At 72.3% G+C, this 13697-nt stretch carries 10 protein-coding genes; 4 read left to right on the top strand and 6 right to left on the bottom strand.

Translation table 11 applies throughout. The features are described 5' to 3' along the window. Positions 1-120 precede the first annotated feature (120 nt). The gene (locus AMK16_RS23690) at positions 121-1203 is read left to right on the top strand and encodes a nucleotidyltransferase family protein (protein ID WP_073919019.1); all 1083 of its coding nucleotides are present in this window, start codon (positions 121-123) and stop codon (positions 1201-1203) included. Positions 1204-1249: 46 nt separating this feature from the next. On the opposite strand, the gene AMK16_RS23685 is transcribed toward AMK16_RS23690, so the two are convergent. Continuing rightward, on the bottom strand, positions 1250-2584 hold the full coding sequence (locus tag AMK16_RS23685) for an LCP family protein (protein WP_073919017.1): 1335 nt from the start codon (positions 2582-2584) through the stop codon (positions 1250-1252). Between the two features lie 106 nt (positions 2585-2690). Here AMK16_RS23685 and AMK16_RS23680 point away from each other — a divergent pair, with 106 nt between their 5' ends. After that, on the top strand, positions 2691-3227 hold the full coding sequence (locus tag AMK16_RS23680; protein ID WP_073919015.1) for an acyl-CoA thioesterase: 537 nt from the start codon (positions 2691-2693) through the stop codon (positions 3225-3227). Positions 3228-3267: 40 nt separating this feature from the next. Here AMK16_RS23680 and AMK16_RS23675 read toward each other — a convergent pair whose 3' ends face one another. Continuing rightward, the gene (locus tag AMK16_RS23675; protein WP_443333597.1) at positions 3268-4776 is read right to left on the bottom strand and encodes an LCP family protein; all 1509 of its coding nucleotides are present in this window, start codon (positions 4774-4776) and stop codon (positions 3268-3270) included. Between the two features lie 168 nt (positions 4777-4944). Between AMK16_RS23675 and AMK16_RS23670 the strand changes: the two genes are divergently transcribed. Next, on the top strand, positions 4945-5970 hold the full coding sequence (locus AMK16_RS23670) for a glycosyltransferase family 2 protein (protein ID WP_073919012.1): 1026 nt from the start codon (positions 4945-4947) through the stop codon (positions 5968-5970). Positions 5971-6070: 100 nt separating this feature from the next. Here the strand turns inward: AMK16_RS23670 and AMK16_RS23665 are convergent, their stop codons facing one another. The 4 genes from AMK16_RS23665 to AMK16_RS23650 all read right to left on the bottom strand — a co-directional run bounded on the left by AMK16_RS23665 (position 6071) and on the right by AMK16_RS23650 (position 11904). Next, entirely contained in the window at positions 6071-7747 is a 1677-nt protein-coding gene (locus tag AMK16_RS23665; RefSeq protein WP_079191686.1) for an LCP family protein, read from the bottom strand. A gap of 59 nt (positions 7748-7806) precedes the next feature. Further along, on the bottom strand, positions 7807-9543 hold the full coding sequence (locus AMK16_RS23660; protein ID WP_073919008.1) for an LCP family protein: 1737 nt from the start codon (positions 9541-9543) through the stop codon (positions 7807-7809). 224 nt (positions 9544-9767) lie between these two features. Continuing rightward, positions 9768-10976, bottom strand: coding sequence for an LCP family protein (locus tag AMK16_RS23655; RefSeq protein WP_073919622.1), 1209 nt, complete (start codon positions 10974-10976; stop codon positions 9768-9770). A gap of 178 nt (positions 10977-11154) precedes the next feature. Beyond that, positions 11155-11904 (bottom strand): TIGR03089 family protein, encoded by a 750-nt coding sequence (locus AMK16_RS23650; protein WP_073919006.1) that lies wholly within the window; start codon positions 11902-11904, stop codon positions 11155-11157. A gap of 139 nt (positions 11905-12043) precedes the next feature. Here AMK16_RS23650 and AMK16_RS23645 point away from each other — a divergent pair, with 139 nt between their 5' ends. Beyond that, positions 12044-13471 carry a peptidoglycan recognition protein family protein gene (locus AMK16_RS23645; RefSeq protein ID WP_073919004.1) on the top strand — a complete coding sequence of 476 codons (1428 nt, stop codon included), beginning with the start codon at positions 12044-12046 and terminating at the stop codon, positions 13469-13471. Positions 13472-13697: the final 226 nt, after the last annotated feature.

The following is a 13697-nucleotide window of genomic DNA, read 5'->3' as shown; positions in this document are numbered from 1 at the left end:
GCGGTCCTCGCGGCACGCCGCCGGCCGCGGGGACCGGGCACGTCCGGCCGCGGCCGGGCCTGCCACCCGGATGGGCTAAATTTGGACCTTCGTACGCCGGAATCAGTTGGGGAGAACGCAATGACGGAAGCGATCCTGCTGGTCGGCGGACAGGGGACGCGATTGCGTCCCGTGACGGTGAACACGCCGAAGCCGATGGTTCCCACAGCAGGCGTTCCCTTCCTCGCCCACCAGATCGCGCGGGCCGCCGCCGCCGGCGTCACGCACGTCGTGATGGCCACCTGCTACCTCGCCGAGGTCTTCGAGCCCTACTTCGGCGACGGATCCGCCTTCGGCATCAGCCTGGAGTACGTGGTCGAGGACGAGCCGCTGGGCACCGGCGGCGCCATCCGCAACGCCGCCCGGCGCCTGACCGGCGGCCCCGACTCCGCCGTCCTCGTCTTCAACGGCGACATCCTCACGGGCCTGGACATCGCCGGCCTGGTGGCCTCCCACCAGAAGGCCGACGCCGACGTCTCCCTGCACCTGGTGCAGGTCGAGGACCCGCGCGCCTTCGGCCTGGTCCCCACCGACTCCGAGGGGCGGGTGCTGGCCTTCACCGAGAAGCCGCAGACCCCGGAGGAGATCATCACCGACCAGATCAACGCCGGCTGCTACGTCTTCCGCCGCAGCGTGATCGACTCCATCCCGGCCGGCCGGCCCGTCTCGGTCGAGCGGGAGACCTTCCCCGGCCTGCTGACCGCCGGGGCCCGGCTGCACGGCGTCACCGAGAACACGTACTGGATGGACCTCGGCAAGCCGGAGGCCATCGTCCAGGCCTCCGCCGACCTGGTCCGCGGCGTGGTGCCCTCCCCGGCCGTCCCCGGGCGGTGCGGCGAGTCCCTGGTGCTGCCCGGTGCCGAGGTCGCCGACGGGGCGAAACTGTCGGGGGGCACCGTCGTGGGCGAGGGCGCACGCATCGGGGCGGGCGCGGTCGTCCAGGGCTCCATCGTGCTGGCCGGCGCGGTCATCGGCGCGGACGTGCAGGTCAGCGCGAGCCTGATCGGCGCCGGGGCCTCGGTGGGCCCGCGCACCGTGCTCGACTCCGCCGTCATCGGCGACGGAGCCGTGGTCGGCGCCGACAACGAGCTGCGCGCCGGGGCGCGGGTGTGGTGCGGCGCGCAGCTGCCCGCAGCCGCGATCCGCTTCTCCTCCGACTCCTGAGCCGCCCGGGTGGCGGGTCCGGCCCGCCACCCCCCGGCCGCCGCTCCTACTGGCTGCGGACGGTGACCTTCTCGTCGTGTCGGATCTGCTTCACCAGCTGCTGCACCTTCGCCTTGTCCCAGACGAGGTTCCCGCCGCGCTGGCCGGAGATCGGCATGTTCATCGAGACGCCGTCACCGCCGTTGATCCCCTTCATGGCGAAGAACATCTGTCCCATGTCCCACAGGCCCATGTCCTTGTCCACGACGAGCGTGTCCAGGCCCGCGCCCAGCAAGGGGTAGAGCTCGAAGGGGTTGAGGACGGTCGACGGGGTCGCCGCCTGACCGGCGAGCGCCGACAGGAACTTCTGCTGGTTCTTCGTCCGCTGCAGGTCCGACTCGGCGAAGGCGTACCGGGTCCGTACGAAGGCCAGCGACTGCTCGCCGTTCAGGGTCTGCTTGCCGGCCTTGAAGTCGGCGCCCGACTTCTCGTCCTTGAAGCCCTGCTCGATGTCCAGCTCCACGCCGCCCAGCGCGTCCACGATGTTCGCGAAACCGGCGAAGCCGATCTCCGCGTAGTGGTCGATCCGCAGGCCGGTGTTGAACTCCACGGTCCGCACCAGCAGCTCCGGGCCGTCCTCCGCGTAGGCCGCGTTCAGCTTGACCCGCCGCCCCTGGGCGGGGAACTTCTTGCCCGACTGGGAGCCGACGAAGGAGGGGATCTCCACGTCCGAGTCGCGCGGCAGCGAGATCATGGTGTTCCCGCTGGAGCACTTCGCCAGGATCATCATCGAGTCGGTCCGCTTGCCCTCGGCCGAGCCGGTGTGCAGCTTCTTCTTCTCCTCGTCGGACATCCCCTCGCGGCTGTCCGAGCCCACGATCAGGTACGTCGTGCAGTCGCCCTCCTCGGGGCGCTCGACGACCTTCGACAGGTCGACCTCGCGGCGCACCTTGGAGTCGGCCCAGAAGTAGGTGGAGACGGTGGTCACCAGCAGCGCGGAGACCAGCACGATCGAACCGATCTTGATCCGCCTGCGCCAGTCCGGCGCGGGGCCGGGAGCCCGCCCCGGGCGGCCCGGTCCCGGCGGCCCGCCGGGTCCGCCCGGCCCGCCCGGAGCACCGCCCGAAGGCGCGCCGTAGACCTGGCCGGTGTTGTAGCCGCTGTCGAAGCCGCCGTAGGTGTCGTGCCCCGGCTCCTGCTGCGCGGGCACCGCGTACCCGGACCGGTCCCCCGGGGGCCGTGCGGGCGGCGGGACGGCCGGCCGCGCCGGCTGCCGCCGCTGGACGTGCCGCATCCGCTGCGCGCCCTCGGGCCGCGCCTGCGCGCTGCCGCGCCCGTACCCGTCGTCGCGGCGGCCGCTCTCGTCGCGGTCGCCGCTCCACCCATCTGGCCAGTCATTCATGCCGCCAAGGATGCCTGCCCAGGCGTGTCGTCCGACAGCCCGGGGGAGGGTCCGTTCCGGTCCTGTTGCAGAGCTGATGCCTGCGGGACGCATCTAAGGTGGCCGTATGACAGAGATAGCGGGCGCGCCGGCGGGGAAGCCGGTCTCGGCCTCCCGGACCACCCTCAGCCACATCATGACCGCCAACGACACCAACCTCCTCGGCACGGTACACGGCGGTGTGATCATGAAACTGGTGGACGACGCGGCCGGCGCCGTGGCCGGCCGCCACTCCGGGGGCCCGGCGGTCACCGCGTCCATGGACGAGATGGCCTTCCTGGCCCCCGTACGGGTGGGCGACCTCGTGCACGTCAAGGCCCAGTGCAACTGGACCGGCCGCTCCTCCATGGAGATCGGCGTACGGGTCCTCGCGGAGCGGTGGAACGAGTCCACCCCCGCCGCCCAGGTCGGCAGCGCCTACCTCGTCTTCGCGGCCGTCGACGCCGAGGGCAAGCCGCGCACCGTTCCCCCCGTCCTCCCCGAGACGGAGCAGGACGAGCGCCGCTACCAGGAGGCCCAGATCCGCCGCACCCACCGGCTCGCCCGGCGCAGGGCGATCATGGCCCTGCGCGAGGAGCGCGCCGCCCAGGGCTTCGACGTGTGAGCACGCGCCGCCCCGGGCTTCGAGGCGTCAGGGGCGCCGGCTACTTGCCGCAGACCACCTGGTCGCCGGTGACCACCCCGAAGGCGCCCTGGTAGGGGTCCTCCGCGCGCACCGCCGCCACCTTCTGGTAGTCCGAGCCCGCGATCACCAGCACCGTGCGCCCCTGGCCCGGGACCGCCCGCAGCTCGCTGCCCGGCAGCGCGGCCGCCACCGACCGCGCGGAGCGGTCCCAGCGCGGGTCGTAGGCGACCACCGTGCGCTTGACGTTGCGGCCGTTGCCGTTGCCCGGGGTCCCCGTGGTGTCGAAGCCGGTGGCGCGCAGCGCCGCGTCGACCCGGGTGCCCAGCCCGTCGATCCGGGACCCGTTCTCCACCTGGACCCGGATCTGCTGCGGCGGCACGTCCACCGGGGCCGCCGCGGGCCGGCCGGTGCCCGCCGGCCCCGGCCGGGCCGGGGCGAGCGGCCGGTCCTGGCGCACCGCGTCGAACAGCTCGGCGGCCTTGGGACCGTCCCACTTCACGGTGGAGCCGATGCCCTTGACCGGGAAGGAGGGATCGCCGACGGGCACGGAGGCGAATTCCGAGGAGGACGGCGCGAAGTCCCGCATCGCCTGGCCGAGCGCCAGCATCTGCTCCGAGCCGAAGCCCGTGTCGGCCCGCACCGAGCCCAGCAGGGTCGAGCTGACCTGCTTGAAGGTGACCGGGTTGAGCAGCACCCCACCGCCGGTCGCCTGTTTGATGAGCGCGGCGAGGAACCGCTGCTGGCGCTGCATCCGGCCGAGGTCGGAGGCTCCGTCGACGTGGCGCGAGCGCACGTACTGCAGGGCCTGCCCGCCCGTGAGCCGGTGGTTGCCGGGCCGCAGGTCGAGGCCGGTGTTCGCGTCGCGCATGGTCTTGACGGTGCAGATCTCCACACCGCCCACGGCGTCGACCGTCTTCATGAAGCTGGTGAAGTCGACCTCCAGGTAGTGGTCGATCTTCACCCGGGTCATGTTCTCCACCGTGCGCACGGTCAGGTTGGGGCCGCCCTCCGCGTACGCGGCGTTCAGCTTCACGGGATGCGCCTTGTGCGCCTTGCCGGTGACCAGGTCCTGGTGCGCGGGCACCTCGGCGTAGCTGTCGCGCGGCAGGCTGATCACGCTCGCCCGCCGGCTGTCCGCCGACAGGTGCACCAGCATCACCGTGTCGGTGCAGTGGCAGGGGGCGCCGCCCAGGCGGAACCGGTGCTTCTCCTCCGGCGTGATCTTCTCCCTGCCGTCGGTGCCGACCAGCAGGAAGTTCAGACCGTGCCCGGCCCGCGGGCGGTTCTTCATGTCCTTGAAGGGGTCCACCCGCTCGATCCCGGTGTCCAGTCCCGTCATCACGGCGTGGCCGACGGCGCCGGCGCCCAGCACCACCACCGACAGCCCGGCCGCCAGCCGCACCCCCCACCGGGGTCTGCCGCCCCGGCGCCGGACCGGACCACCGCCGGTACCGCCGCGCCGTGCGCGCAGCGGCTGGGGTGGCCTGGCGGGACGGGTTGGACGGTGCGGCTGGAGCACGGGGGACACCTCCGCGGGGGGACTGCCGGGGGACCGTCGACAGGCAGGACAAATCGGGCTGATTCGTCAGAACAGTAGGTCCATACGATCAGCCTCTGTCCGTACCGCTCGCTCGGCGCGCATCCGGTTCCCCCGTACGCGGTAACGTGACACCGATACCCGACCTTGAAGGACCACATGCCCGCCCAGCAGCCCGCAGTCTCGGTGATCATGCCGGTGCTCAACGAGGAGCACTACCTCCGCGACTCCGTCCGCCACATCCTGGAACAGGAGTACGCGGGCGAGATGGAGGTGGTGATCGCGCTCGGGCCCTCCACGGACCGCACCGACGAGATCGCCGCCCAGCTCGTCGCCGAGGACCCCCGAGTCCACACCGTCCCGAACCCCACCGGCCGGACACCGGCGGCCCTCAACGCCGCCATCAAGGCATCGCACCACCCGATCGTGGTACGCGTCGACGGCCACGGCATGCTCTCGCCGAACTACATCGCCACCGCGGTCCGCCTCCTGGGGGAGACCGGTGCGCAGAACGTCGGCGGCATCATGCACGCCGAGGGTGAGAACGCCTGGGAGGAGGCCGTCGCCGCCGCGATGACCTCGAAGATCGGCGTGGGCAACGCGCCCTTCCACACCGGCGGCCGGGCGGGACCGGCCGAGACCGTCTACCTGGGTGTCTTCCGCCGCGAGGCGCTGGAGCAGCAGAACGGCTACAACGTGGAGTTCATCCGCGCCCAGGACTGGGAGCTGAATTTCCGCATCCGCGAGGCCGGCGGCCTGATCTGGTTCTCGCCGGAGCTCAAGGTCCAGTACCGGCCCCGTCGCTCCGTCCGGGCCCTGGCCAAGCAGTACAAGGACTACGGGCGCTGGCGGCACGTGGTGGCCCGCTACCACTCGGGCTCCATCAACCCCCGCTACCTGGCCCCGCCGACCCTCGTCTGTGCGCTCGCGGCGGGCGTGGTCGTGGGCGTGGCCGTCTCCCCCCTGGGCTTCGCCGTCCCGGCCGGCTACCTCGCCGCGATCACCCTGGGTTCCCTCCCGGCGGGCAAGGGCCTGTCCCTCAGGGCCCGCGCGCGGATCCCCGTCGCCCTGGCCACCATGCACCTGTGCTGGGGCTACGGCTTCCTGACGAGCCCGCGCTCGCTGGCGAAGAGGGTGATCGCGAGCCGCCGCCCGGCCGTGCTCCACGACCCCTCGCAGGTCTGAGACGCCAGTGTGAGACGCCGGAACTCGCAGGTGTGAGACGCGAGAACACGAAGGGGTGCCCCGGTCCGGGGAGGACCGGGGCACCCCTTCTGCGCGCGGACTACCAGCGGTACGGCTTGTAGACGTCCATGCACGCCTCGCTGTCGGCGCCGTTGATCGCCTCGGCCGTCTCCGGCACGGAACCGGCCTCGGGGGCCGGCTGCTGCGGGTAGACCGCGCCCTCGCGCCAGTCCGCGCCGACCACCACGGTGATCCTGGGGACGTCGGCCGCGAGCTGCACCGAACCCGCCGGGATCCCCAGGGCCGCCGCGACGCTCTGCGCCTCGTCCGCCAGGTCCGCGACGGGGTAGCGGATCACCGTCGTCTTCTCGGGGACGAGCGCGGTGTCCGCCCGGGCCGCCGTGAACCCCTTGGCGACGAGCTGCTCGGCGACCGCCCCGGCGCGCTTGGGCGTCACCGCCCCGCCGGCTCCGGTGCCGTTGACCACGCGTACGGACACCTTGTCCGGCGAGGTGACCGGCGCCTTCGACTGCTCCGGCGAGGGCTGTTGGGCGGGCTGCTGGGTGGGCGTGGGCTGCCCGCCCCCGGGCGCCTGCGGGGCGCCGTTCTTGTCGAAGGCGACGTCCTTGCGGACCATCGCCCACAGCTTGTCGGCGTCCGCCTGGTTCACGACCAGCCGGTTGTCGGGGTCCCGGGGGTCGGGCAGCGTCGGCATGGTGGTCATCGTGATGCGGTTCGTCGGCACGTCCTTGAGCTGCACGGCCAGGTTGTAGAGCTTCTTGACCGACCCGATCTCCTCGGAGACCGTCAGCGACTTGGTGGCCGCCTCGGCCAGGCCGGTGAGCCGGCCGGCGTCGGTGAAGGCGTTCTGCCCCTTGAGCTCGCGGATCATCGAGTTCATGTACATGTGCTGGGCCTGCGCGCGGCCCAGGTCGCTGCTGAAGGCGTGCCGGGTGCGCAGCCACTGGAGCGCCTGCTCGCCCTTGACCTTGCTCTTGCCCGCCGGCAGCTTGAGGCCGGACCCGCCGGAGGCCTTGGGGAGCGGCCGGTCCCAGACGTTGTCCTTGACGCAGACCTCGACCCCGCCGATCGCGTCCGCCATGTGCACGACGCCCGCGAAGTCGACCGTCATCCAGTGGTCGATGTAGACGTTGGTCAGCTTCTCCCAGGTGGCCGTGGTGCAGCCGGGACCGCCGTTCCCCAGGGACTCGTTGATCATGGCGTTCGTCGCCTTGAACTTCGCACCGGTCTTGGGGTCCGTGCACTCGGGTATGTCGACCCGGGTGTCGCGCGGGATGGAGACGACCGAGGCGTTCTTCCGGTCGGCGGACACGTGCAGGAGCATCTGCACGTCCGCCAGCGGGGGAGCGCCGACGCTGTCGCGGCTGCCGCCGAGCTCCAGGTTCTCCGGCTTGTCGCGGCTGTCGGACCCGATCATCAGGATGTTCAGCGGGCGCTGGCCGGCGGCGTTGGCCTCGGTCTTCGGCACGCCGCTGTCGCCGCTGAGGCGCTGGCCGCTGCGTATGTTGCCGTTCAGGTGACGGTAGTAGAGGTAACCGGCCGTCGCCGTCCCGAGTATGAGCAGGGACAGCACGGAGGCCACCCAGCGCAACACTCGTCTGCGGCCCCGCCGGGCCGGCCGGCCGCGGGCCGCCCGGGACCGCCGGGAGCCGTCCCGCGGTGGGGGCACGGCGCCGGGCGCGCCCGCACCGCCGCCGGATATGTCACCGGCGGCCTGGGCGGCCGCCCCCTCCCCCCGCACGCTGCTGTGCCTCACATGTCCCCCTCAGGATCCTTCTCGGTCGGTCTTGTGCCGGTCCCGCCGGCAACGGCCCGTCACTTCGCGCAGACGGCCTTGTCGGCCTGGGCCTGCTGCACGTCCTCGGGCAGCGCCTGCGGCGGCGGGGGCGACAGCGGCGCGCCCGCCGCCTTGAAGTCCGGACCCAGCGTCAGCTTCATCGGCGTCTTCGCCCCGGCGTCGGCCGTCCCCATCTTCATGGCGGTGGCCGGGAGTCCCAGCATCTCCGCCAGCGCCCGGGCCTGGTCGGCCTGGTTGGGCGCGTACTCCAGCTGCGTGGCGCCGACCTGCGCGGGCGCGTTGCCGCGGTTGCCGGACTTCGGCACGCCCTTGGTGTTCTGCAGCCAGTTCAGTGTGGTGGACGCCGAGCCCTTGGGGCCGCCGCCGTTGTACACGTCCACCCGCACGTCCGCGGCGGGCGCCCGGGTGCCCTGGAGGAGCGCGTCCTGCTTGCTCTTCGCATCCGCGTCGGCCGCCTCCTTGGCGGCCTGCTCCTTCTTCTCGACCTCGGTGAGCGAGACGTCCCCCCGGACCATCTGCAACAGCGGGTCGGCCAACGCCTGGTTGACTACGACGGTGGCTTTGCGGTTCGCGGGCTCGGCCGGATTGTCGAGTACCGGAAGCGTCGTGAAGGTGATGTTCTTGAGGTTGATGTCCTTCAACTCGCCCGCCAGCTTGGTGAGCTTGTCGATGGAGCCCAGCCCCTGGTCGACGGTCAGCGACTTGGTGGCCGCCTCCGCGAGCGAGAAGAACTTCTGCGGACTGGTCAGCGTTTCCTTCGACTTCATCTCGCGCATCATCGAGCCGAGGAACTGCTGCTGGGTCCTGATCCGGTCCAGGTCGCTCTCGTTGCCGAAGGCGTGCCGGGTCCGTACGAAGGCCAGCGCCTGCTCGCCCGCCACCCGGCTCTCGCCCGCCGGGAGCTTCAGCTTGGAGTCCTTGTCGTCGACGGCCTTGTCCAGGCAGACGGGCACGCCGCCGACCGCAGTGCTCAGGTTCTTCACCGCGTTGAAGTCGACCATCATGAAGTTGTCGATCTCTATCCCGGTGATCCCCTTGACCGTGCGCATCGTGCAGCCCGCGTCCCGCCCCTCCTGGCCCAGGCTGTTGTTGAAGCGCGTGCCCTTCGAGCCCTTGATCTCCTTCGTGGAGCCGTCGGGCTGCTTCGTCGGGCAGTTGGGGATGTCGGTGATCAGGTCGCGCGGGATGGACAGCGCGGTGGCGTTGCTGCGGTCCTTGGCGATGTGGAAGAGGATTGTGGTGTCCGCGTGGCCGACGCTCTCGGCGTCCCCGTAGCCCTCGTTGCCCGCACCACTGCGCTTGTCCGTGCCGATGACCAGGATGTTGATGGCCTGGTCCTTCTTGAAGCCGCCGGTGCCGGCGCCCGCGATGTCGGTGACGTTGAGGTTGCCGTTCAGGTGGTCGTAGTAGAGGTACCCCCCCACCGCGCCCGCGACCAGCAGGAACGCCAGCGTCCCACCGGTGACGACCAGCGCCTTCTTGCGCCTGTCACCGCCACCGCCGCTGCCGCCCCCGCCCTTGCGGGAGCGGCCGCCGCGCCGGGCGCCGGGCGGCCCGTCGCCGCGCCTCGGCTTCGGTACGGCGGGGGAGGGTGCGGTACGGGTCGAGGCCGGTCTGCGCGGGGTGGTCACGCCGGGCCGGTGCTGCGCTGCGGAGTCGGCCAGTCGCAATTCGTAGTGGCCGGTGCGTGGATTGAGCACCCACTGGTCTGCGGGGTCGATCTCGTCGGCCCGCCCACGGCTTTGCGCATCCACGGTTGCTCGAATCCTCCGTCGGTGCCTCGCGATGCACCTCCCCCAAGGCGCACGGTCAACGATCCGGCTGCTGGTGCCCGGTCTCTGGTCCGGCCGGGGCACCGGATCGCTCACCTTATCCGTCAGGTTCGGCTCCAAACCATGCTGGTGACAAATTCCACTCCCCTTATAACGGGGTGAACTTCGCATCCCACTCGGTTCGGTCACCGGCTTTTGGGATTGCTTTACCGGCAGTCGGCCATCCCCGCCGTAGTTCCCGTGAAGGTGGGGACGGGTGTGGGGGTCGCGGCGGTTCCCCCGTCCGTCCGGTCCCCCGGCGTCGTGGTCGGCGCGGGCTCGGCGGGCTTGATCCCGCTGTCGGGCCTCGGCGGGGTGACCGTCACCGGTTTGTCCGTCCTCAGCTGCGCGAACAGCCCCGCCGCGTCCGGCTCCACCAGCTCGTCCCGGTTCGGATTGGCCGCGTACGGCCGACGGGGCACGGTAAGGAACTTGACCTGCTCGGTCGGTATGTCCCGCACCCCCCGCACGAGTTCGTACAGGTCCCGCAGCGAGGCGAGCCCGGGATCCGTGGTCACCGAGGAAGTGGCCGCGTCCAGCAGCGGGTACAGCCGCGCCGGATTGAGCAGCACCCCGTTGCTCTGCACCTTCTTGACGAGCGAGCCGAGGAACTGCTGCTGGCGCGCCATCCGTTCGGTGTCGCTGCCGTTGCCCAGGCTGTAGCGGGCGCGGACGAAGCCGAGGGCCTGCTCGCCCCGGAGGTTCTGGCGCCCGGCCGGCAGCTTGAGCCTGGCCTCGGGATCGTCCACCGGCTGCTTGAGGCAGACCTCCACCCCGCCGATGGCCTCGACCATCTTCTTGAAGCCGCCGAAGTCGATCACCATGTGGTGGTCGATCCGGATCCCCGAGAACTTCTCCACCGTGCGGATCGTGCAGGCGGCCCCGCCCCACTGGAAGGCCCAGTTGAACTGCGCGAACTGCTCCCGGGTGCGGCTCCCGTCCGCCTTCAGGCAGGGGGGGACCTGCGCCATCAGATCCCGGGGTATCGACACGGCCGTCGCGCTGCGCCGGTCCGCGGGCAGGTGCAGCAGGATGGCCGTGTCCGAACGCTGGGTGCCCCGGTCCCGCCCGTAGCGCGCGTTGTCCTTCCCGGAACGCGTGTCCGAGCCGATCAGCAGGATGTTCTCCGCGCCCGTGGCCAGGTGCGCGGGCCGCTCGCGCTCGTAGCGGCGCAGCTCGGCCGCCGCCGAGGTGTCCTCGGTGATGTTCCCGTCGAGCTTGTTGTAGAGCCACCAGCCGGCGGCCGAGCCCGCCACCGCCAGGAAGGCCGCCCCGAGACCGGTCCAGCGCAGCAGTCGGCGCCGACGGCTGCGCGGAGGCTTCGAAGAGCCTCCGGCCGCATCGGCTCCGCCCGGTATGCCTGCACTGTCCGTCACCAGCATCCGTCCCCTCACCGCTCCGGTAACAGCCGTACGCGTGGGATACGGCCTCTGCCGATCCTGCCTCCGGGCGGCCGGGGGAGCCCGGGGGCAGGGCCCTGTCTAGGGCCAGGCGGGTGACAAATCGCCCGTTCTCGGTCTTGACCAGTGTGGGTGACGGGGGCCGGGGCCGCCATCAGAGGCGGTGCGTGACCCGCTCGCTCTCGACCCGCTGGGCCAGCGCGTCCTGCGGCAGCCGGTCCAGGTTCCGGCACAGCACCACGGACCCACCCGCGGCCAGCGGCGCGTAGAGCCCGGCGGCCAGGCCCCGCCAGTCGTCGTAGCCGAGCCCGGTGAGCACCCGCGAGCCCTCGCCCAGCCCCAGCTCCGCCGCGTCCTCGCGGGCGCGGGCGGTGAGCCGCGCCCACGAGAGCTCCTCGCCGCCGACGACGAGCCCCGGCCCCTCGGGATCCACCGGCACGAAGGGCGCGAACCGGTCGCCCTGCCCCGGCACCTCCACCGCGTAGTCCGCGAACCCTTCCGGCGGCTGGGGGAACCGGCCGCCCAGCGGCCGCAGCGCGAGAGCCACGCGCTCACCGGAACAGGCCGCGGCCTGCGCGAGGGTGTCCGGCCCGCTCACCACCAGGTCGGCGCCGGCCGGATCCCCGCCCACCTCGGCGACGACGCCGACCGAGGCGCAGGCGAGCAGCCAGACGGCGCTCTGCCAGTGCGCGGGCAGCAGCAGCGCGAGCCGGTCGCCGGGCTCGGCCCCCAGGTCGCCCTGGAGTAGGTTGGCGGTCTTGGCCACCCAATTGGCGAAGGTGGCGACGGACAATTCCACGCGCTCGCCCGTGGCGTCGTCGTAGAAGGTGACGAGCGGGCGGCCCGGATCGGCGGCCAGCGCGGATCGCAGCAGGTCGGCAGGGGTGCGGTCAGTGGCGTTCACCCGGCACAGGGTACGCGGGCCCCTCCCCCGTACGGCGGCCCGCGGCTGCGCCGTACGGGGGAGGGGTACCCCGCCGGTGTCGGACGGTGCGTCAGTTCTCGGATGGCGTCCGGCGGCGCGGGTGCACACCATCCATTGCATGCGTGGATTCCTTGCTTCCTCGATCGGCGTCGCGACTGCTGCCGCACTGGCCCTGCCCGTCGCGCTCCCTACTCCGGCCCTGGCCGCTCGGTCCATGAGCGCGGTCTCCCCCGTCCTCCCCGCGGTCTCCCCCCTCACCCCCGCGGGGTCCACCCAGTCGCTGCCGCTCGTCCCGCTCGGACCGGCGGCGCGGCGGACCCCCGGCGTCCCCGGGATGAGCGCCTCGCCCCGCCTGCCCGAGACGCGGGGCCTGGCCGCACGCGACGTCAAGACGTTCTCGATGGTCGGCGTCGTATGGGACGACGCGGCCGCCGAGCTGCACGGACGGGTCCAGGTCCGTACCCGCTCGGCGACGACCTCGGCCTGGTCCGCCTGGCAGGACGTCGAGACCCACGACAGCGAGCACGCCGCCGACCCCGACGCGGCGGAACGCGGCTCCGGCCGCATCCGCGGCGCCACCGCGCCGCTGTGGGTCGGCGCGTCCAACGGCGTGGAGGTCCGCGTCCGGGCGGAACCGGGCGCCCAGGCTCCCGCGGCCGGCTCCCGCCTCCCCTCGGGGCTGCGGATCGAACTCGTCGACCCCGGAGCGGACGTCCCCGCCGGGAGCCCGGACGGCAAGAACACCGACCCCGACGGCGACGACAAGGGCGACGAACCGGCGGTGGTCGGCATGTCGATGGAGACGACCGAGTCCTCCCAGGCCAACCTGCCGCACGCCGAGCTGGGCGCCGACGAGATCACGGCCCTCGACAAGGCCGACTCCACCGCCGACGCGGTCTTCGCGAGCGAGGGCGAGCTCAGCGCGGCGGCCCGCCCGTACATCGGCCCGCGCCCGCGGATCGTCACCCGCAAGGGGTGGGGCGCGGACGAGAAACTGCGCGAGAGGGGCTTCGTCTACACGAACACCGTCAAGGCGGCCTTCGTCCACCACAGCGCCTCCGGCAACAACTACGCGTGCAAGGACGCCCCGGCCGTCCTGCGCAGCCTCTACCGCTACCACGTGGTCAGCAGCGGCTGGCGCGACCTCGGCTACAACTTCGCCGTCGACAAGTGCGGCACGGTGTACGAGGGCCGCGCGGGCGGGGTCTCCAAGGCGGTGCTGGGCGCGCACACCATGGGCTTCAACACGGACAGCATGGGCATCGCGGTGATCGGCTCCTACTCCGCCACCACCCCGCCGAAGGCGGCCGTCGACGCGATCGCGCGGCTCACGGCCTGGAAGCTCGGGCTCTTCGGCCGGGACCCGCGTGCGAAGACGACCCTGAGGTCGGGTGGCGGCAACCTGTTCGCCAAGGGCAGGAACGTCAGGATGAACGTCATCTCCGGTCACCGCGACGGCTTCGCGACGGAGTGCCCCGGCAGGCTGCTGTACGGCAAGCTCCCCACGACCCGCGCCGCATCGGCCCACCTCCAGGGCCGCCCCTAGCCCCGCCCCTGCTCCCGCCGGGCTCGCCGGCTTCCTCCCGCCCGGCCGTACCCGTCACGGCGCTGTGCGCCCGCGCCTGAGGCGCCGGCGGGGCTGGGTGGGCTGGTGGTGCGGTCCGGTGGCTGCCTCTCCGCGCTCGGTGGGTCGCCGTCCCTGCACGGCGCTCCGCGTCCGAGCTCCGAGCGCCGGCGGGGCTGGTGGTGCGGTCCGGTGGTTGTCTTTCTGC

The organism is Streptomyces sp. CB00455 (genome assembly GCF_001905445.1).
Lineage (GTDB): Bacteria > Actinomycetota > Actinomycetes > Streptomycetales > Streptomycetaceae > Streptomyces.
The sequence above is the reverse complement of the archived record's forward strand: the minus strand, read 5'-3'. Positions and strand labels throughout refer to the sequence as shown.